The sequence below is a fragment of the Micromonospora sp. CPCC 205558 genome, from assembly GCF_036902955.1.
Classification (GTDB): domain Bacteria; phylum Actinomycetota; class Actinomycetes; order Mycobacteriales; family Micromonosporaceae; genus Micromonospora.
Genome location: NZ_JBAKHR010000020.1, coordinates 90,920 through 110,301, shown reverse-complemented (window position 1 = coordinate 110,301; position 19,382 = coordinate 90,920). Strand labels below are relative to the sequence as shown.

Below are 19,382 nucleotides of genomic sequence, written 5' to 3'. Positions count from 1 at the left end.
TGACATACGCGAAGCCCCGCAGGCGAATGGCCTGCGGGGCTCCTGGTGCGTGCGGGGACGTGGTGCGGTTGGCGCCAAGGGCGTGTTAGCGCAGGTCGCGATAGCGGATGACAATTCCAGGCGCCGTAGCGTGATCCGGGTCGTGGGCGCGGACGCCGCAACGCTGGCGTTTGGCCAGGTACATGGCCTGGTCGGCCGTGTGCAGGAGGTCGCGGGGCAGCATGTCCGGCTCGGCGAGCGCGTAGCCGACGCTGGCGGTGACGATCACCTTTTGCCCGGCGATCTCGTGCGGGAGCTCCGAGATGCGCCGGTGGGCGGCCTCCGCGGCAGTCTCGACCTCGCTATCGTCGCCGTGCACGACGAGGGCGAACTCGTCGCCGGCGAGATGCGCGGCCAGGGCTACCGACGGCCCGAGGGCCTTAAGGCGGTGTCCGACCTCGCGCAGCAGGTCATTGCCGTGCTCGTGGCCGTAGGTGTCGTTGACCTGCTTGAACCGGTCCAGGTCGATGAGGACGAGCCCGAGCGGTTCCCCGAGCGAGAACGTGGCCTCAAGGTGGGTCCACAGGGCCCGCCGGTTCGGCAGGTCGGTCGTGTCGTTGTGTGTGGCCAGCCGATGCCAGTAGGACCGGTCACGGTCGCGGGCAACCAACGCCCGCCGCTGATGGTGAATGATGTGCCGCTGCCGGGAGAGCAGTGCCGCGGCGACGGCGAGACCGGCGAGGACTCCGCCGGCCGCCGTGAGGTACGAGCTCAGGTGACACACTTGACGTCGCTCCTTCTGGATTAAGGAGCACCGGGGCGGGCGTGGTTCCGCCAAGTTCGACGCCCGCCCCGGGCTACCAGCGGTAACGGGGTTTGCTAGGTGGTTGCCGGGGCGAGTTGGAACGTCGCTGGCCTCTCGGCGATCTGAACGGCGACTCCGTCGGTGACGAGCTTGTGCACGGCGTTGACGACCGCGCCCGCGCTGGCCTTGGCCGAGTCGGTGCCCTCTTTCGCCTGGTCGATGGCCTTGCACAGTTGGCTGGTCTTGAACGGCTGCCCGGGATGGGCTTCGAGAACGTCGAGGATGGCCCTGCGCAGGCTGCCCTTGGACCGGCGTGGCTTCCCGCCATCGGACGCGCTCAGAGCCTCGGAAGGGCTGCTGGGCACAACGGTGTCGTCGCTGCCCCCCGGGTCCAGACTGGGCGCGGAGTCTGCCTGACCGGACGCATCGGCTGCAGGCGGATTCTCGGCGTCGGCCGGGGAAGCCTCGCCGGCCTCCGCCGGCGTTGTGGTCGATGCGTCGGGGACGCGGTCCGGCTGGGCGGGTGGGTCCTGTAGGGCTGGCCGGCCCGCGTCGCTGTCCGGCGCTCGTAGGCGTTCATCGTCCGGCTGGAGACTGGTCGATCCCTCGTCCGGGCTCGCCACCGAGGCGGTGTTCGCCGCCTCTGCCGGTCCGGGGACCTCGTCCGGTCCGTGAGCCTCGTCCGCGTTGTCGTCCGTCACTGCGGAGGGCGGATCGCGCCTGGCATCGGTCGTGGCCGCCGGCGGGCCGCCGTCGGTGCTGGTCGCCGCGTTCGCCACGTGCTGCCAAAGCGTGCGGCCGTCGTCTGCGCGCAACGGTTCGGCCTGGCCTGCCTCCGCCAGGCTGCGCAGTCGTTTGGTGGCAGTCGAGTAGCCGACGCCGGCGCGCTGCGCGATCGCGGCGGCCGTGTCCTGGCCAAGTGTGGCCAGAGCTGCGGCGACCCTGTCTAGGGCGCTGGGTGCCGCGGACTGGTCGGTCGTGTTGTCCATAGGTCCTCCCTGTGGCTGCTGTTGCGTCTGCTGGGATGTGGCGTGCACTGATCCACGCTTCGACAGCGCCCCGTGATCAAGTGCGGTGACCAGATCTCGGGATGCCGTCGACGCTCGGGGCCTGCCAGGCCCCCGTGCTGGTGGGCGGTGCGGCTATGACTGGCCGAAGACGTGGTCGCAGCGGCTCGGGTCGACCGGTAACCACGCAAGGCCCCAGCCGATCCGGTACCGCCCGCCGGTGAGCTCGACGAGGTGGACGCCGCCGCCGAGGGACACCGGACGGGCGATGGTGAGGGTGTGTCCGTCGAAGCCGACGGTGCGCCAGTCACCGCCGACGTAGGTGGCCATCGCGTCGAACGTCTGGGTAAGGGCGATCACGGCCTCGTGGTCGAGGGCGAGTTCGAAGCTGCCGTTCCACCAACCGGTCACCGTCGCGAAATATCCCTCGTGGTAGCGGTGGAAGCCAGGGACCGGTTCGTAGCGCAGCCACCGACCGGAGAAGACGGCGGTACTGCCCTGACGTGGTGTGTAGTCAGGGGTCGTCACCGCTGCCCTCCTGACGCTCCGTGCCGTCGGCGGTGGGGGAGGGGCCGAGGTGACTTGCGGCCGCGACCTTACGGGCGCTGGACCACGCGGTCCCGGATGCCTGCGCCGACTGGGCGAGCCAGCCGGCCGCATCCTGCAACCATGCGCGGATGTCGTCGGCAGCGTCGATGACGTCGCTTCCCTCGCTGTCATCGAGGCTGGCGAGGTGTGCCTGGCGGGCCTGGTCGAGGAGGTAGGACCCGGTCTGTGCGTGCACCCGGGCGAGCAGCCGGGTGCTGCGGTGCAGGTGCCCGATCAGGGAGGAGACGTCGGAGGGCTCCGGCAGGGTGAGCAGCGCGCTGAACGGTCCGGTGGCCGTGTGCAGCCAGCGGGTGAGGTGCTCGGCGGCGGTGATGGCGCCGCCCAATCGGGCGGGGTCGTAGGGACCGTCGACCGCGAACAGGCGGGTCATCTCGTCGAGCCAGGTGGTGGTCTGACTGTCGACCGGAAGCGGGTCGGCGACGAGGGCCGGCTGGGAGTGTTGGCCGTCGGCGGCCGTGCAGATGGGGCTGTTTTCCGCCAGATGCCACCACGGAGTGCCGCCGCGGTAGGCGTTGGTCCAGTGCGTGGCGGGTTGGTCAGCCACCGGCTCGTCGCAGACGGGGCAGATCGGAAGGTGAATCATGGAGCTATGTCCCTTCAGGCAGGGTGATGACGGCGGCCAGGGCCTGGTCGCCGACGGCTCGGTGAGGTGTCTAGAAGTTGGTGCCGGCGCTCGCCGGCTTACGCGCAAGAGGGAAAGGGCGGCCGTCTCGCTGGCCAGCGGCGCAGTCAGCGCCCCTGCCAGAGGCGGCTGGCACGCCGGGGCGAGATGCGGCGGCTCGCGGGTGTCTGCCGACACCGTGAGCCGGTCGCCAGGATGGTGGTGCGCCAGTGCGTGCAGCGGCCCGAAGCTGCGCGATGAGGTGCGCGTGGATGGCTAGCGGTTCGCGGTGCTGCCCCGCGGGGCGCGGACGCAGGCGGCGGCGAGGCGCTCGACCTCGTCGAGCGGGAACATGTCGCGGCCGGTCGGGCGTGTCTCCTTCTTGGCCGGCTCTGTCAGAGCGCGACCGCGAGCAGTCGCTGGTTGGAGTCGATGGCGTCGAGCAGCCGGTTGGCCTGTTCGAGGTAGGTCACCCGGTCGGCCATGGCGTCGCTGGCCGGGGCCAACCTCGCCCCTTCGGCGGTGATCAGCGCGTCGCCCGCGACGGCGGTCAGGGCGCTGTGGTGCTGGTAGGCCATGCAGCCGGCCTGGTACATCTCCAGTTCGCTGAGGCGGATCTGCCCGGCGCCGTAGGCGGCGGCGTTGTGCATCCGGATGGCGTTGACACGAGGCTGATGGGTGAAGTCCGAGACGGCCGTGTCCCACGGGTACTGCTGCGGGTCCGCCAGGTGGCGGGCCTCGTAGACGTGCCACGGCAAGGCGTTGCGGGTGCCGTGCACAGCGCGGCTGAACAGTTCGTGGCGGATGCCCGCCCCGACACCGGCAGCTTGGCGCATGCCCGTCAGGTCGAGCAGTCGTGCCGGTCCGCCGGCGCAGTAGGCCGGGCGGCCCTTGCGCAGCCCGAACATCTGGCTGCGCTGCCACAGGCGCAGGGCGGGGCTGGCCCAGAAACGGGGCGACAGCGTGCCCTGCACGCCGAAGTTGCGGTCGAGCTGGTGTGCGGTCAGGGACTCGCGGGGCAGGTCGCCCGGCACACACACGATCATGGTGCGGATCGTCGCCGTCGGTGTGACAGTCGGCGAGGTGGCCTTCCTGGTCGGGTTCTTGGGCATGAGTGGTCCTCCTTGGGGGTGGGCGCGTCAGGGCGCGCGGAGATGACCGGCCCATTGGGTGCGTGGGTCGGTTGCGGTAGAGGTGTGTGGTGCGGGTTGGTGCGGTGCGACCTGGGGTCGCCGCGCGGCGCGGCGCCGACCGGCCCCGTGAGGGGCGGGTGGGCGAGGCGCACCGGTGGGTGCGGCGGTGGTTCCGGGGTGGGACCGGACCGGGGTGGAGATGTATGAGGTGGTGTTAGTGCCGTGAACGGTAGCGGCCTGTTCTGTCAGGCCGATCCGACGAGTTAATCGCCGGGGAGTGGGGCTGACCTGCGCTGTGAGCCATTCCGGCTCGTAGCGGAGTCCTCGTCGGCGCGGGTGCTGTGAGCCTTCACGACTCTCACAGATGATCTCGTCTGCTGACAGAGTCCGCCGACGGTAGTCGGCTTGCCGGCGGTGCTCATTCTGGCAGGTTCAGCGCGCTGGCCTGCGGTGTGAGTTCTACGGGTGGTCGAAGCGCTGCGGGTTGGTGACGGTGTCGGGGCCGTGGTCACAGGGCAGCTCGTGCAGGTACCGCCGGTGGGTGGGGTCCGAGACGAGGGTCCAAACCCGACCCGCCGCGTCGGGGCCGTGGACGGCGGTGGCGATCGGGCTGGCGGTGCGCAGTCCGGCGAGCACGTCGAGGAGGCTGGTCTCGCGGCGTCGGCTGGGGACCCAGAACAGCACGGGGTAGCGGGGGCCGAAGGTGGTGAGGCGTTCGTAGCCGCGCAGCTTGGCCACGACCCGGGCGAGGTTCTCGGTGTCGTTGTCGTGCTCGAGGAAGAAGCCGGTCGAGGTGTCGCCGACAGTCCAGACGCCGTGCCCGTCGGGGCGGATGCCGGCTTGGGCGTAGACGGTGGTGGCGTGCTGCTCGGACCACCAACGCGACAGCCGCACTCCGCCGGCACGACGGGCGGTGGCGATGAGGTCGGTGAAGAACTGGTTGACGCCGAGCAGGTGGTTGACCTGGCCGCTGGCGGCGATCCGCTTGGCACGTTCCAGGGAGCTGCGCGGCGCCTTGCCGCTGGTGCCGGTCGGGCCGTGGTAGACGGTCGGGTGTAGCTGCAGTCCGACGGGGCCGAGGGTGTAGAGCAGTGACCCGTACCGGCCGTGGGCGCCGCTTCGGCCGAATCGGTGTAGCACGTCGAGGCGGTGCAGGATCGTCAGCCGCCGTTGGGCGGTGCGTCGGGTGTCGAAGAGGGCGCTGGTGATTTGGTCGGTGGACAGTAGGTAGTGCTCGGCGAGCAGGGTCAGGAGGGTGTGGTCGCGGGGGACGATGCGACCGAAGACAGCGAGGGGATCGGGGTTGCGGGAGGCGGGGGGAACGCGGGAGTACACGACGGTTGCTCCTGGGCAGGATGGGGTTCCCTCCCGATCGGGAGGGGTGTCTGGGCTAGGGAGGGTCGGTGTGGAGGGCGTGTCACGGGGTGTGTGCGGCACTGACAGCCCAGGTCAGCACTGTGCTGTGGATGCTCTGCGGTCACCAGTGACGATCCCGGTGACGAGCCGGTGCGCGACCCTCGGCGACGCCACCGTCTGAGAAGGCGTTTCGGAACGCTTTGGTTGATCTATACGTTGGGTCTGTTTGGTGATCATTCTGCGGGTTCGCGATAGATGGCGATCATTCGATGGCGTGAAAGATGTACCCCGGTCGCGACCTGGCTCGTAGCTGCGGCGTTGGCTGGTCATGGGTGATCAAAAGCCGTACCCGAGCGATGTGACCGACGAGCAGTGGCGTTGATCGGGCCGTGCCTGGACACATGGCGGGCCATGCGTGTCTCGGGACCGGGTCCGGCCCGGTAGCCGGACAGACAGAGAGCGGGCGGCGAGCCAAAGGGAGATGGACCGCCGCCCGCAGTTGGCTACGCTGATGGCGACGCCGAAGGACGTTCCGCCTCTACACAGGACTTGGTGGCAACGTCGTTACAGGCGCCTCAAGATGAGGTGCCGAGAGCTCGGCCGGCGAACACCGATGGCTTCCGCGAAAGCTTGCATTGATTCGCTAGCGTGACTGCATGGGTGACGTGGAGTATGCGATTGTGGCCATCGATGCGGCGCCGGCCCGCGCCTTATCGGCTGCGGCCAAGGACCTGGACGGGCGCGATCCGGAGGTCGTGAAGCTCCACGGGTTGGGTGGCTCGGTCGGCGACTGGATGCTGGTCGCTACGCTGGCCGCCAGCGTCGTGTCCAGTCTGCTCACGGCGGTGTACCCCTACGTCGAGGGACGCCGTATCAAGTCCATCAAGGTTGGCGATGTGGAGATCATGCACCCGCGTCCGGAGGACGTGACGAAATTGCTTGAGCTGTATTTGCACCGAGGGCAGGACGAGCCAAGCACCGATAAGTGACATCCGCGATGGAGGGTCCCGTGGACGCGCGGGTCGACTTCGCCGTCCGGTCCGTTCTCAACCTCGCCGGGCCGCCGTTGCCGCTCGGGCACCAGCATTGGGAGGTCCTTGAGTCGTTGGGGCGCGTACTCCGCAGGTATCCAGCGCCGCCCGTGGAGTTCTACGGCATCTGCAGCAGCGTGCCGGACGTGCTGTTCATCCCGGCGCGGCCTACTCCCGGGGCACCGGCGTACTGCGTCTACACGGAACGCCACTATTGCATGGTGGCGACGCTCAAGACCCTCTCTGCCTTGCAGCTGACGACGGAGCAGTCGCGGATGGGCATGGCACATAACGTCTTCCTCCGGCTGGCCGCCGACTACTTCTTGCAGCAGGGCGCTCATGGCGATGCGGCGCGGCTCTACTGCGCCAGCTGGCTGTCCCCCGCTGGGGACGAGGGTCTGGCTGTGGACGCGGGGCTGTTCGACACGCTGTTCACGAATCCGGTGGTCGAGTCTGCCCTGGTGGACGGTGGATGGCCACTGGCACACGAACTCGGCCACATCATCGCCGACAGCGACGAAGAGGTTCCCGCACTCCTAGCCGATTTGCTGAACCAGTACCTGCGCGAGCGCTTCGGCGGACAACCACCTGTGTGGGGTCCGCCCGGGGCACGCGATCGGTTGATCGCGGAGGTGTCGGCGGACTGGTTCGGCGCCGAGTTGCTGCTGCGGTCGATCGCTGGTCGAACACTCGGCGAGAATGGGCTGTCGATTCTGCTGAACGAGTTTGCCGGCAACATGTCGGTGATGATGCTTATGGAGTCGTGCAAGGAGATGGTGCGCCTTGCGTGCACTGACCCGAGCGCCCTGGGGCGGCCGCAGAAGAGTGGTCACCGGGGTTGGATGTACGACGTCCGGAGAGACATGCTCTTTCACAGCATCCGCCTTGACCTTTGGGAAGCGTTCCCCGACGAGCCGGCGCAGGCCACCTTCGTAGGACTGATCCGTAGGGCCATGGCTTTCTATAGGCTCAACTTCGACGCCATGCTGGCCGGGCTGTCTCGGGCAGAGCGCACTCTGCGGTACGGTCTCGCCCCGCCGGGACTGGACGAGCCCCTGCTCCAAGAGCTCAATCCGCGCGCGGCCGACTGGTGGGATACGGTGTTCCGTCCACTCGCGTCGGAACGTGCCCAGCAGTCCCGCTGGTTCGGATGGGCCACCAGAGAATTCGTCAACCGGGCCCGAGCTACTCACAACTCTCACCAACAGTCCGCAGAGCTCATCGGATACCTCGACCGCCTGGCGCCGGACGAGGTCCCGCCCCCCGCCCGGCACCGACTCAAGCCGGGCCAGCGCGACTGGTCGGGCATCCTGCCGCCCGAGTACCTGCCCCGTCGCTGAAGGGCAGCAATCACTGGCGTGACCAACATCGCCGCCGCCAACCGTCACTACGCCAGAACAGTCATCGACTACTGTCCCCATTCGGATCGCCCGCGCTCGACGTCGAGCGCTCACCGGAGCACGTCGAAGGCACCCGCGCGAGGCTGAAACGCATGGTCAACCGCCAGATCCTGACCGAAGACGAACCCGGAGTCTTGACTCTGACCCCGAAACGGACCTAATCCTCCGAACCGCCCTCTGAGAGAGACAGTTAGCTCCGGTCGCTCTTCGGACGGGACCGACGGTCGTCGGGTTTACGGCTGAGCCGTTCGACGAGGTCGTCGACGGCGCTGGTGTCCTGGCTCGGTACCGCCGCGGCGGCGGCCTGGCGGATGGCGGTCGCCTCCCCGACGATCAGCTTCGGCGGCCGGGTCTTCATCGTGAACGCCGGGGTCTGCCGGCCGTTGACGACCAACCGCGCGGCGGCGGTGTACGCGTCGAGGTGGGCGAGGTCGTGCTCGCCCAGCTCCGGCAAAGTGTGCCGGGACAGCACCTTCGCGTCCTCGGGCGCGACGGTGAAGTAGATCTTGTTGCGGGCGTTGGCTGACGCCGCGGCGAGGAGGTCGCGGGGGAACTGGGCCAGGTCCTGGTGGGCGAGTACGAGTGACAGCCGGTACTTGCGGGCTTCGGCGAGCATCGTGTCGAGGCTGTTGGCCAGGGTCAGGAAGTTCTGGGCCTCGTCGATGATGAGGGTCGCGTCGCGGCGCCGGTCGGGTGCGACGCCGGCGCGGGCGGTGGTGGCCTGCCACACCTGCGCGAGGATCAGGGAGCCGAGTAGCCGGCTGGTGTCCTCGCCGAGCACGCCCTTGGGGATGCGGACGAGCAGTACGCCGCCGTCGAGGACGCGGCCCATGTCGAAGCTCGATTTGGGGTAGCGCATGGTGCGTTTGACGAAGTCGCGTAGCAGGAACGCGCGCAGCCGGGCGAGGACCGGTCCGATGACCTGGGAGCGGAGGCTGTCGTTGAGGCTGTCGTACCACTGCCAGAAGCCGCTGAGCCCGGCCGGGTCGTCCAGGTCCACCGTCATCGCCGAGCGGAACTGAGGGCTGTTGAGCAGCGGCGGGATGTGTTGCAGGGTGACGTTGTTGTGGCGCAGCAGGGTCAGGCAGGCCACCCGCATGACGTCGTCCATCCGCGGCCCCCACGCCTTGGCGAAGATGTTCCCGAAGATCGACACGAGGTTGTCGACGACCAGGTCGGGGTCGTCGCCCTCGAGAGGGTTCAGCGTCGGCGGGTTGTCCTGGTCGGGGTCGAAGAGCACGACGCGGTCGGCGACGGTCGCGGGGAGCCGGTCGAGGATGTCCAGGACGAGGTCGCCGTGCGGGTCGATGACGACGGTGCCGCGGCCGGCCTTGATGTCGTCAAGGGCCATGTTGACCAGCAAAGTGGTCTTGCCGGAGCCCGTGGAACCGATCACATGCAGGTGATACCTCGCGTCCGGCACCGTCAGCCCCACGCTGTGGCCGCCGATTTCGGCGTCGCCGAGCATCTTCACTCCGCGGCCGCCGCCGGGGACGGCGACCGGTGCCGGCATGGACGCGGCCCGCGCCCGGTCGAGGCCGGGCACGGCAAGATCGCGCGGTAGGGCCGCGAGGGCGGCGAGTTCCGGGGCGGAGGTGAGGAAGCCGGGGCCGAGGCGGCGTGCGGCGAGGACGGCCACCGGCGCCCGCATGCGGGTGCGGTGGGTGAGCCGGTTGCGGCCGGTGTGGATGGCGAACGCCGAGGCGAGGGTGTCGGCGATGCCCCGCAGCCGGCCGGTCGGGTCGGCGCCGGGGCGCTGGTTGGTGGTGGCGACGGCGTAGCGGATGCCGGTCTGCCACAGCGGGTGCGCGGTCTTGTCCAGGATCGCCCGGACGTCACGCTCGACGGTGGGATCCCGACGGGACGCGGGCACCGTAGACCGCCCGGTGGTGCCGGTGCCGGGCAGGAACGCGTCCAGCAGCCACCGCAGCGGCGCGGCCGGGTTGATCGCCGGCACGGCGGTGGTGCCGGCCCGCAGCCGCCCGGCGGCGCGGCGGGCGCGTGCCGCACGTCGGGGTGTGGCCGGGCGGGCGAGGATCTGCACGCACGCGTACTCGCCGGGCTTGAGCTGCGCGCCGGCGGCCATCAGCGGGCGCAGCGGGTCAGTGTCGTGGTCGGTGGCCAGCGGCAACCACTCCACGTACACGGGCAGCAGATGCCCACCGGCCGCGGGATCGGCGTCCAGGGGGATCGGCGGCGGCGGGTTGTCGTCGGTGGTGGTGGCCGAGCTGGGCCACGCCGCCCGCACCGCGGCCTCGACCGCCCCCGCAGGGACGGTGCCGGGAACCCAGATCGAGATGAGCAGTCGCCGGCCGGACCAGGTGTACTGCCACACGACGTGCGGGGCGCCGTGCAGCAGGCGCCGCCGCCGTGACGGGGTCAGCACGCCGGCCAGGTTCGCCCACAGCGCGCCAGCGCTGTGTGGGTCGACTTCCGGCGGTGGTGCGATCGTCACGAGGCGCGCGCCGTTGGCGTGGTGGCGGTGCCGCCGGATCTCGAGCAGGTTGCGGGCCGCGATCCACACGATCAGCGCGCCGGCGGCGACAGCGGCCAGCCACGGCCGCTGTGTGGCCCACACGGCGGCGTCGAGCAGCGCCGCCCCTGCTCCGGTAGGGGGTGGGATGGGGTCGCCGTCCGGCCCGATCGTGGGGTCGGGCGCCGGTGACACCACCGCTGAGGTGAGGGCTTCGGTCGGTGGTGTCACAGATCGCTCTCCTCCTCGTCGAGGTCGGCCAACTCGGCGGGGTCAGTGGTGCACAGGGCGTGTTCGGTGTCGGAGGAGATCGACTCGAAGCTGGTCCTGCTCACGCCGCAGATCAGTAGCCCTTGGCCGCGGCGGGCCGCCAGCAGCAGCCGCCGTTCACCGTCGGTGAGTCCGAACGCCTCGCCGACGGCGTCGATGGCCTGCGGCGCCTGCCGCAGCAGCACCTGGGTGGAGGCGTTGGATACCACCGCTTGGCCGAGGTCGGTGCCCAGCACGTCGGCGGCGTCCTGGGTGATGACGGTCAGCCCGGCGTTGCGCTTGCGTGCCGCCTTCGACATGCGGAACAGGAAGCGGGCGCCTTCGCCGTCGCGCATCAGCAGCCACGCCTCGTCGACGACCACGAGCCGCCGCCGTGACGGGCGTTGTGGGGCGTCGACGGTGCGCCAGATCGAGTCCAGCGCGAGCAGGGTGCCGACGGTGCGCAGTTCGTCGGGCAGGTGCCGCAGCGACCACACGACAAGGTGTCCGGCCGGGGTTTGGGTGGTGGGTGCGTTGAACAGGTCGGCGAAGCTGCCCTGCACCCACGGTGCGAGCCGGGCGGCCAGCGTCGCGGCGGCCGCGTCGTCGTCGGCGCGTAGCGTGGCGGTGAGGTCGCGCAGCAGCGGCGCGGGCCGGTGGTGTGTGGCCGGGTCGGCGGTGATCCCGGCGGCGCGGTAGACGGCGAGGATCGCCCGGTCCAGCGCTGCCCGTTCCGCCGGTGGCGGCTGGTGGCCGAGCAGCACGCTGACGAGGGTGTGAAGGAACAGAGCGCGGCGGGTCAGCGTGTCGGGACGCCGGTCGCCGACCGGCAGGTCCAGGGGGTTGATCTTCACGCCGGGCAGGCCCAACCGGACGACGCTGCCGCCGACCGCGTCGGCCAGTCGCAGGTACTCGTCCTCGGGGTCCACCACCGCGACCCGCGCACCCTGGTAAAGGTTGCGCAGGATCTCCAGCTTCACGAAGTACGACTTCCCCGCTCCGGAGCGGGCCAGGACGATCGAGTTGTGGTTCTCCTGTGTCCAGCGGTCCCACCAGACGATGCCGGCGCTGGCCGGGTTGATGCCGTAGAGGACGCCGCCGGTGGTCGGCGGGTCGCCGGGCAGCGGGGCGGGCAGGTCCGGGCTGGACAGCGGGAAGGCGGCGGCGAGGGCCTGGGTGTCCATGGTGCGCGGCATCCGCAGCCCATCGCAGGCGAGGGGCAGGGTGGTGGTCCAACCGGGGAGCTGCCGCCAGGTCGCGGGCTGCACCTCCAGGAGGGTGGACGCGGCGGCGGCCCGGACCTGCGCGCACGCCTGCAGGAGTTCGTCTTCGGTGCGGGCGTGCACGGTCAGGTACAGGCCGACGCGGAACAGCTTCGCCGCGCCGCGGGCCAGCCGCTCGGCCAGGTCACCGGCGTCGTGGGCGGCGGCGTCGACGTAGGGGTCGGCGAGCTTGCCGCGCTCGGAGTCGGCCCGCCGGGACGACTCCAGCCGTGCTCGTTGTTTGCGGAGCCGGGACGCGGCGATCGGCGCTGGCAGCGGCTCGATGTGCAACGCGAGGTCGAGCCGGCCCGGCCAGGACAGCAGCGGCTCCAGCCACGCCGGGCCCACCTCGGCCGGATAGCCGGTCACGACGAGGGTGGCGGCGAAGCCGTCGCCCACCCGCAGCCACCGCGGTGTGACCTCGACGGTGGCCGGCGCGACCGCCGACGCCAGCGAGCCCGGCCGCGGCGGTGCGCCGCCGTCGCCGGACCGTCTCTTCCTGATCACGGGTTCCTCCTCTTCTTACGGGTGGGGGCGGCGGCGGTGATGACGGCGTCGGGTGCGGCCAGGCCGCCCGGGCGCGGCGGCCGGTACGGGTCGGCGGCGCTGGCCAGGGCGGCGGTGACCGCCGAGCCGTCCAGCACCCGCGGACTGACACCGATGCCGGCCAACGCCCGCACCGTGTCATCGGCTCGCCGCCGCGCGGCATGCGCCCGCTCGCCAGCCGCCGTCCGGGTGACGACCAGGACCTGTCGACGCAGCGGGTCCCGGCGGGCGGCGAGGTCACCGAGGAACTCGGCGTGATCGGCGCACGCCGCGCGCAGCCGCGGATGCGGTTGGGCGTCCGCGGCGGCGGCGAGGGCCCGGCTGTGGGAGGCCAGGTCGACCGGTTGCGCGGACACGACGATCTGCGTCGGCGTCGACAGGCTGTTGAGCCACCGACCCCACCCCTCGATCAGCGCCGTCTGTTCGTCGGGTGTGCGTAGCGCGAGGTTCACCGTGGTGGTGCCGACGATCGCTGCCCGCGCGTCACCGAGGCTGATCTCCCCGTCGTCGTCGATGGCGTCGGCGGGCAGCCGCAACGGCGCTGGCAGCGGCACCCGGCCGCTGGTGGGGGTCTCGACCCATTCCGGTGACCCGGTATCCGCCGCGACGGCGGTGGTGGACAGCGCCCGAGGGCTGCGGGTGTGGCGGATCGCGTGCAGCAGCCACACATCCATCGACAGGCCGTCGCGGCGGCCCAGCGCCAGGCCGATGACCAGCCCGCCGAGCACCACACCAGCACCGATGAACACCGGCACCGGCACCACGCCATGCAGCGTGCGCCACGCGCCGTAGAACAGCAGCGCGCCGACGGCGACGATCGCCAGCTGGTGAAACGTCAACCCGTAGGCGACCTTGTCAGGGGCGTCGACGTCGGCGGGCATCCGTGCCCTCATCGGCGCTTCGGGCTCAGGCCGGGTCATCTAATGCTCCTCTGAACGGTGTTCAAGCCGGGGACGGTGCGGGCGAACTGCCGCACCACGACGACGCGGACCACCGCGCCGAGCATGCTGCTCGTGCTACGTCCGGCCTGGCCCGCCCAGCGGGCCAACAAGGTGGGGATCTTGACCGTGGTCCACAGCAGCACCACCACGACCAACAGGTTCAGCGTGCCGCCCGGGTCGACGGGCAGCCCGAACACCGGCAGCATGGTCGCCGGGTCGAGCAGTGTCTGCTCACCCGCGGTGAGGAAGAACGCTTGCGCCACGGGGATCGCCAGGCATCCGGCGTAGGCGCGCCACCACAGCCGGGCGAGCCCATCGGTCTGCGGCAGCGCATGGCAGGCCAGCGCCAGCGACGCGATGCTCGTCATCACCAGCAGCGCCACGAACCGGCCGATCAACTGAAACGCGGCCGTCACGACCAGGACGGTGATGAGCAGGATCAGGACCAGGAACAACAGCGGGACGGTGCGGTCCTGTGCCGCCGCGAGGTGGGTGCGGATCGCGGTGAACGCGCCGCCGCCGTCGTAGCCGCCCTCGCTGATCGCCGCGGTCAGGGCGTTGGCGAGATCGACGAGCTGGTCGCAGGCCAACTGGGAGAAGTGCGCGGCGGTGAACCCGACGACCAGCCTCGGGAGGAGGTCCTTGACCGTGTACCGGGACTGTTCACCGCCGGCGACCATGACGAGCACGCCGGCGGCGACGAACGCCAACACGAAGACGGTGTCGACGATCCAGACCGACCGGCCGGTGACCGCCTGCACCTGCGGCAGCGCGGTGACCTTCGGGGTGGTGAGCAGGATTCCGGTGATGAGGTCGAAGATCGCGTTGAGGCAGGCCAGAACCGCCGTGGTGAGCCAATCAAGAACATGGTCGAGGACCCATCCCATCAGTTCAGCCCCCCACGATGCCCCGGACGACCTGCAGCAGGATCGGGGCCAGGACGGCCAGGCCGTAACCGAGCAGCGCGTTGCGCAGGGCGAGCTTTGCTTTCTCCACCTGCGACGGGTCCCCACCGGCGGTGGCCCAGTACACGCCGGCCAGAACGAGGAAGAGGGTCGCGACGGCGGCCAGGAGGCCCATGACCCAGGCCCGCAGATTGGCGATCACCACCGGCAGGGAGTTCGCCGCCAGGTGAACGGCGGCGCCCGGATCGGCGTACGCGGCCGCCGGGGCGGCCAGTGACAGGCCGACGCCGACCAGCGGTACGGCCGCACGGAGTGCGAGACGAGCGACTCGCGGGATTCGGAGAGTGTGCTGTGGGGTGCGGGACATTGCGGTTCACCTCCCGCCGCCCCGACCACGAAGACGTGTGACCGGGGCGGCGATTGCTCGAAGCGGTCCGATGAGACCGCCGCCGGGCGCAGACGAGCAGGGCACGAACCGCGTGAGTCCCGGGAGGAGCTCGTCCTCCCTCAAGGGTGGGTTGCGGTCATCAATGTGGTGTCAGCGCATCAACTGGCGCGGCACCCGAGGCGCGCAGATCGCGGCTGCTCGTGTCGCCCGGCGGCGGGCGGGACCGGCGAGCGGTACAGCTCGAAAGGTCCCGTACCCCCAAACCGAGATTTGTGAGCCCTGGCGAACACTTGCCGCGCTCACCCCGACCCAGGCAGGCTCACAGGGCAGGTCAAGGCCTTTCGCCGTCGACCGTGTGGCCCACGGGCGAGGACTCCCAGCCGGATCTGAACGGGCTGCCTGTGAGCGTGTGAGTGCCGCCGGGGCTCAAAGCTCTTGACACGCCCGCATCCGTCCGCCCGTTCCGGACTGCTTAGGACCAAGGCGGAGAGGTTCTGGTCGTCGGAGTGGGGGGCGAGCGGCGCCTGGGGCGCTCGCCCCCCCACTCCGACGTGGGCAAGTCGGCTGCAATCCTGCGCTGGCTCTCTGCTGCCAATGCAGCGCGTTGCCTCCGAAGCAGCTCTACGGGGACGGGCGCTCGGTACGCGCAAACGGCTGTGGCCCGACGTGGTACGTCGGGCCACAGCCGTGCCGGTTGGCTGTCAGGCGGCTGCCGCAGCGTGCTGCCGTGCGGCTTCGCGGCGGGCGGCCGCGGCACGTCCAGCGCGACGCCCACCGCGCTGCTCGGCCTGCTGCCGCAGCCGCGCCGTGGTCTCCGGCGACGCGACCCCGGTCAGCAGCCCGTCCGCGAGGGCCTCGGCGACGCGGCTGTCGATGCGGGACAGCCGCATGCGCAGGGCATCGACGCTGACGCCATTGCTCGCGGCGATCGGCTCGATCGCCCGTCGACCGAGCCGCACGTCAATGTAGGGCTGCTCGTCCTCGGGGTCGAGGATCCCGAGGGTCACGGCGCGGCGGACCAGGAGGTCCGGGTGCCCGTACGGCACCGGCGGGGTGCGGGAACCGAGGGCGAGATGCTCGATGTCCTGCACCGGCAGGCATTCATGCTGCTGCAACCGCAGGTCCCGCCCGGCCCGCCACGCCGCCTTGCACAGGCTCGCGTACGGTGCGGGTTTGCTCAGGTCGGCTCGGTCGCGAAGCGCGGTCAGGAAACCGGTCAGGATCTCGGCGTCGATATCCGCGGGGTCGCCGGTGTAGCCCTCGCACAGGTGGGCCGCGTACTGCTGCAGCGCGGGCATCGCCATGCCGACCGCGGCGACGACCCAGTGCGGCCCGTCGAGGCGGGCGCGTCGGATCAGCTCCCGCCACACCTCGTCACGCGTCGTGTAGTCGCGGGGGTGTCGCAACAGCCAGTCCCGCAGCGCGGGCAGCGGCATCACCGGCCGCGGCAGACGCACGTCGGAGAAGAACGCCATGCAGTCGAGCGCCAGCGGCGCGGGCTCGCAGGTCAGCGCGGCGTAGGCGGTCGCCGCCGCGTCGAGGGCGGAAGTCGGACAGTTCGTAGCGTCGGACGCGCTCATGTCAACACTCCTGTGATACCGAAGGGATGCGAATGCCGTCGCCGGCGTTGCCACGGCGATCGGTGGCATCGATTGCGCCACAGAGGGCTCACAAGGTCCTGACAGAGCTGCCCAGGGCGCTGTTCGTCGCCCTCGGTCCGGGCCTTTGTCAGTGACCCTCCCGCACGGCGCGCCATCGCCGCTGACCGTTGGCAAGAGTCTGACAAAGGCAGGCTGACCTGCCCTGTGACACCCTGACAGAGCCTGTGACCGCGCGATTCGGGAGCGGTGGCACGGGCTTCACGCCGTGATCCGCGAGACGGCGCGGACGACCTCACAGGGGACACGCACGGCCCGCTGTGACAACCGGGTGGCTCACAGCGTCACCGCTCGCCGGAGACGCCCGCGCGGACTGCCGGCGTACCGATGACAGTCGCAGGCAGGCTGTCACCGCTGGACATCCCGCACCCTGTGACAGGCAATGCCGCGCCGATGACAACGGCCCGGCACACGACGCTTGGCAACCTCTCACACTGCGGGTCAACGCTCACGTCCACGTCGCCGCCCAGACGGGTTCTGTCCAACCGGCGCCGGCACCGTCAGCGCCGTCTGTCACTGAGCCAGCGTCACTGACAGACGCGAGTAGGGACGTAGCCGGTCCCGTCGCGGTAGGGCGCCTGCCGATGGCCGCCGTCATGTCGCGCGCACCAGACAGGACGAGAACAACCGGGACCAGCCGCTGCGGGTCGCGCGTTGTGAGCGGTTGTGGGTTCGGCAAGTGTTCGCCGGGGCTCACAAAACCCGGTTTGGGGATGTCAGCGCTTCACGGCGCGGCGCGGAGCCGACAGCACATGAGCGAGCACACGCCGCACCCACACCAACAGGACGACCACAGCGAGCCGGCGGACTCCACTCTCATCGACTTGATCGTCGGCGACCCGCCGGTTCCGATCACGGTCTGGCGCACGGCCCGTACCAACGCCGACCCCCACGCCAGCCTGCCCACCCGTCTGGCCTACCGCCTCGTCGCCGCCTACAGCCGGCCCGGGGAGGCGGTGGTCGACCTCACCACCGGCCACGTCCTCGCACCGATCTGCGCCCGGGGGCGTCGCCAGCATCACCGCGCCTGGTTCACCGACAGCTCCGGTTTGATCATCGGACCCGCCACCGCCGGCCCGCCGGCACCCACGACCGCAACCAATCCGCTCACCACGCCCGCCGAGCCGGAGGCCAGCGACGCGCAGGACCTGCCCGAGCTGGGCGACTGGTTCGGCGACGACCTCACCGACCCCGACCTGCCCGACGCCGACACTGTGGTCGTCCGGCCGCCCGAGGACGGACCGCTGGACGCCGCCACCAGCCTGGTGGTCGCTTGCTGGCCGCTGCACGAGGCTGGCACGACCGCCCGGGTCCGCCTCGCCTGGCTCCTCGCTGCCTGCGCGCGGCTGCTGCGCCCCGGCGGCTGCCTCGTCCTCGTCGTCGGCGTCCCCGCCGGTACGCAGACCACACCGGAGGACTTCGGGCCGCTTGTGGCCGCCGCCTCCGCGGCGGGACTGGGCTACCTGCAGCACATCGTCGCCGTCGAGGCCGACACCGACGGCGACCAGTTCATCTACTACCACGGCGCGGACGAGGAACTGCTCACCCTGGCCCACGCCAACCCCGAGCAGTGGTCGGTCGCCCACCTGCGAGTGCACGCCGACCTGATGGTCTTCACTCCACACCCGACTCCAGCGGCTGGGGTGGGACGGCGCCGTGGCCGCGACGGCGGTGAGCGCCGTGGCTGAGCACACCACTACGGGATCCTCTTCCGGCGCGAGCGAGCCGAACCCCAACAGCTCCGCCGTGGGCGAGGACTACCCGGGTCGGCACCGCGACTACGAAGGCCGCCACCGCGCCGATCCTGAGGGCCTGTCCGTCTGGGCTACCGCCCAGTCGACCGGCCCCGTCCAGCGACGCGGCCGCTACGTGCCGGAGTCGGTCAAGCATCCCGCCCGGATGCTGCCCGCGATCGCCGCCCACGCGATCGCCGCCTACACCCAGCCCGGCGACCTGGTCCTGGACCCAATGTGCGGCATCGGCACCACCCTGGTCGAGGCCGTCCACGCCGGCCGCGACGCCTTCGGCATCGAATACGAGCCGCAATGGTCGAACATCGCCGACGCCAACATCCGCCACGCCCACGACCAGGGTGCCAGCGGACGCGCGTCGGTCATCCGCGGCGACGCGACCCGGCTGATGTCGCTGGTACCGAAGGCCCTCACCGGGCAGGTGGCGCTGGTGGTCACCTCACCGCCGTACGGGCCGACCGTCCACGGCCTCGTCCGCCCGGGCGCGGACGGGGTCGTCAAGTACGACGACCGGTACAACGACGGCGAGGACAAGGGCAACCTTGCCTACCGCGACCTGACCGGTCTCACCGACGGCTTCGCTGAGATCCTGCGCGGCTGCGCCACCCTGCTACGACCCGGCGGCACTGTCGTGGTCACCGCCCGCCCGTGGCGCAAACGCGGCGAGCTGGTCGACCTGCCCAGCGCCGTCATCGCCGCCGGCCTGCGCGCCGGACTCGTGCCGACCGAGCGGTGCGTCGCCCTCCTCGCCGCCGTCCGTCACGGGCGGCTCGTCGCCCGCCCGTCGTTCTTCCAACTCCAACAGGTCCGCAAGGCCCGCTCGTCCGGGGTACCGATGCACCTCATCGCCCACGAAGACGTTCTGATCTTCACCAAGACGCGAATCTCGGCTGAGGACGGATCCGGGGTGGTCGCGTGAGCCCACCCACCCACCGCTACCTGTCCCTGGGCGCCGGCGTGCAGAGCTCCACGCTCCTGCTGCTCGCCGCCCGAGGCGGGATCCCCGATTTCGAGGCGGCGATCTTCGCCGACACCTCCTGGGAGCCGGCGGCGGTCTACCGGCACCTGAACCGCCTGACCGGCATCACCGAGCAGGCCGGAGTCGAGGTGGTGCGGGTCAGCGCTGGTGACATCCGTGCTGACGCGCTCGACCCGCGCCACCGGTTCGCCTCCATGCCCCTGTTCACCCTCGGCCCCAACGGTGAGCGGGGTATGGCCCGCCGGCAGCGCACCTCCGAGTGCAAGATCAAATCCATCAAGGCTGAGGTGCGGCGCCGGCTGGGCTACC

16 protein-coding genes are annotated in these 19,382 nt (G+C 70.7%); 4 read left to right on the top strand and 12 right to left on the bottom strand.

What is annotated here, in order from left to right; translation table 11 throughout:
* Positions 1–85 precede the first annotated feature (85 nt).
* The 6 genes from V6U86_RS22525 to V6U86_RS22500 all read right to left on the bottom strand — a co-directional run bounded on the left by V6U86_RS22525 (position 86) and on the right by V6U86_RS22500 (position 5,469).
* A complete protein-coding gene (locus V6U86_RS22525) occupies positions 86–763 on the bottom strand; it encodes a GGDEF domain-containing protein (protein ID WP_334506106.1) in 678 nt (225 codons plus the stop codon).
* 95 nt (positions 764–858) lie between these two features.
* Positions 859–1,773 (bottom strand): MarR family transcriptional regulator, encoded by a 915-nt coding sequence (locus tag V6U86_RS22520; RefSeq protein WP_334506104.1) that lies wholly within the window; start codon positions 1,771–1,773, stop codon positions 859–861.
* A 153-nt stretch (positions 1,774–1,926) separates the two neighbouring features.
* Positions 1,927–2,319 (bottom strand): hypothetical protein, encoded by a 393-nt coding sequence (locus V6U86_RS22515; protein WP_334506102.1) that lies wholly within the window; start codon positions 2,317–2,319, stop codon positions 1,927–1,929.
* Positions 2,306–2,983 carry a hypothetical protein gene (locus V6U86_RS22510; protein ID WP_334506100.1) on the bottom strand — a complete coding sequence of 226 codons (678 nt, stop codon included), beginning with the start codon at positions 2,981–2,983 and terminating at the stop codon, positions 2,306–2,308. Before V6U86_RS22510 ends, V6U86_RS22515 begins: the two co-directional genes overlap by 14 nt.
* A 413-nt stretch (positions 2,984–3,396) precedes the next feature.
* Positions 3,397–4,113 (bottom strand): hypothetical protein, encoded by a 717-nt coding sequence (locus V6U86_RS22505; RefSeq protein ID WP_334506098.1) that lies wholly within the window; start codon positions 4,111–4,113, stop codon positions 3,397–3,399.
* A gap of 480 nt (positions 4,114–4,593) precedes the next feature.
* Positions 4,594–5,469 carry a replication-relaxation family protein gene (locus V6U86_RS22500; protein WP_334506096.1) on the bottom strand — a complete coding sequence of 292 codons (876 nt, stop codon included), beginning with the start codon at positions 5,467–5,469 and terminating at the stop codon, positions 4,594–4,596.
* A gap of 677 nt (positions 5,470–6,146) precedes the next feature.
* Here V6U86_RS22500 and V6U86_RS22495 point away from each other — a divergent pair.
* Together V6U86_RS22495 and V6U86_RS22490 are read left to right on the top strand one after the other, a co-directional pair.
* Positions 6,147–6,479: a hypothetical protein gene (locus V6U86_RS22495; protein WP_334506094.1), complete on the top strand. Its 333-nt coding sequence runs from the start codon at positions 6,147–6,149 to the stop codon at positions 6,477–6,479.
* A gap of 20 nt (positions 6,480–6,499) precedes the next feature.
* A complete protein-coding gene (locus V6U86_RS22490; protein WP_334506092.1) occupies positions 6,500–7,861 on the top strand; it encodes a hypothetical protein in 1,362 nt (453 codons plus the stop codon).
* 250 nt (positions 7,862–8,111) lie between these two features.
* On the opposite strand, the gene V6U86_RS22485 is transcribed toward V6U86_RS22490, so the two are convergent.
* From V6U86_RS22485 to V6U86_RS22460, 6 genes are all read right to left on the bottom strand, one after another.
* Entirely contained in the window at positions 8,112–10,544 is a 2,433-nt protein-coding gene (locus tag V6U86_RS22485) for a type IV secretory system conjugative DNA transfer family protein (protein ID WP_442934991.1), read from the bottom strand.
* A gap of 77 nt (positions 10,545–10,621) precedes the next feature.
* Positions 10,622–12,409: a VirB4 family type IV secretion system protein gene (locus V6U86_RS22480; protein WP_442934990.1), complete on the bottom strand. Its 1,788-nt coding sequence runs from the start codon at positions 12,407–12,409 to the stop codon at positions 10,622–10,624.
* A complete protein-coding gene (locus V6U86_RS22475) occupies positions 12,409–13,332 on the bottom strand; it encodes a PrgI family protein (RefSeq protein ID WP_334506178.1) in 924 nt (307 codons plus the stop codon). Before V6U86_RS22475 ends, V6U86_RS22480 begins: the two co-directional genes overlap by 1 nt.
* Positions 13,333–13,367: 35 nt before the next feature.
* Entirely contained in the window at positions 13,368–14,279 is a 912-nt protein-coding gene (locus V6U86_RS22470) for a conjugal transfer protein TrbL family protein (RefSeq protein WP_334506088.1), read from the bottom strand.
* Between the two features lie 4 nt (positions 14,280–14,283).
* A complete protein-coding gene (locus V6U86_RS22465; RefSeq protein ID WP_334506086.1) occupies positions 14,284–14,664 on the bottom strand; it encodes a pilin in 381 nt (126 codons plus the stop codon).
* Positions 14,665–15,386: 722 nt separating this feature from the next.
* Positions 15,387–16,265 carry a hypothetical protein gene (locus V6U86_RS22460; protein ID WP_334506084.1) on the bottom strand — a complete coding sequence of 293 codons (879 nt, stop codon included), beginning with the start codon at positions 16,263–16,265 and terminating at the stop codon, positions 15,387–15,389.
* Positions 16,266–17,095: 830 nt separating this feature from the next.
* Between V6U86_RS22460 and V6U86_RS22455 the strand changes: the two genes are divergently transcribed.
* On the top strand, positions 17,096–18,031 hold the full coding sequence (locus V6U86_RS22455) for a hypothetical protein (RefSeq protein ID WP_334506082.1): 936 nt from the start codon (positions 17,096–17,098) through the stop codon (positions 18,029–18,031).
* A complete protein-coding gene (locus V6U86_RS22450; protein ID WP_442934989.1) occupies positions 18,015–19,013 on the top strand; it encodes a DNA methyltransferase in 999 nt (332 codons plus the stop codon). The genes V6U86_RS22455 and V6U86_RS22450 overlap by 17 nt, the downstream gene beginning before the upstream one ends.
* Positions 19,014–19,382 lie beyond the last annotated feature (369 nt).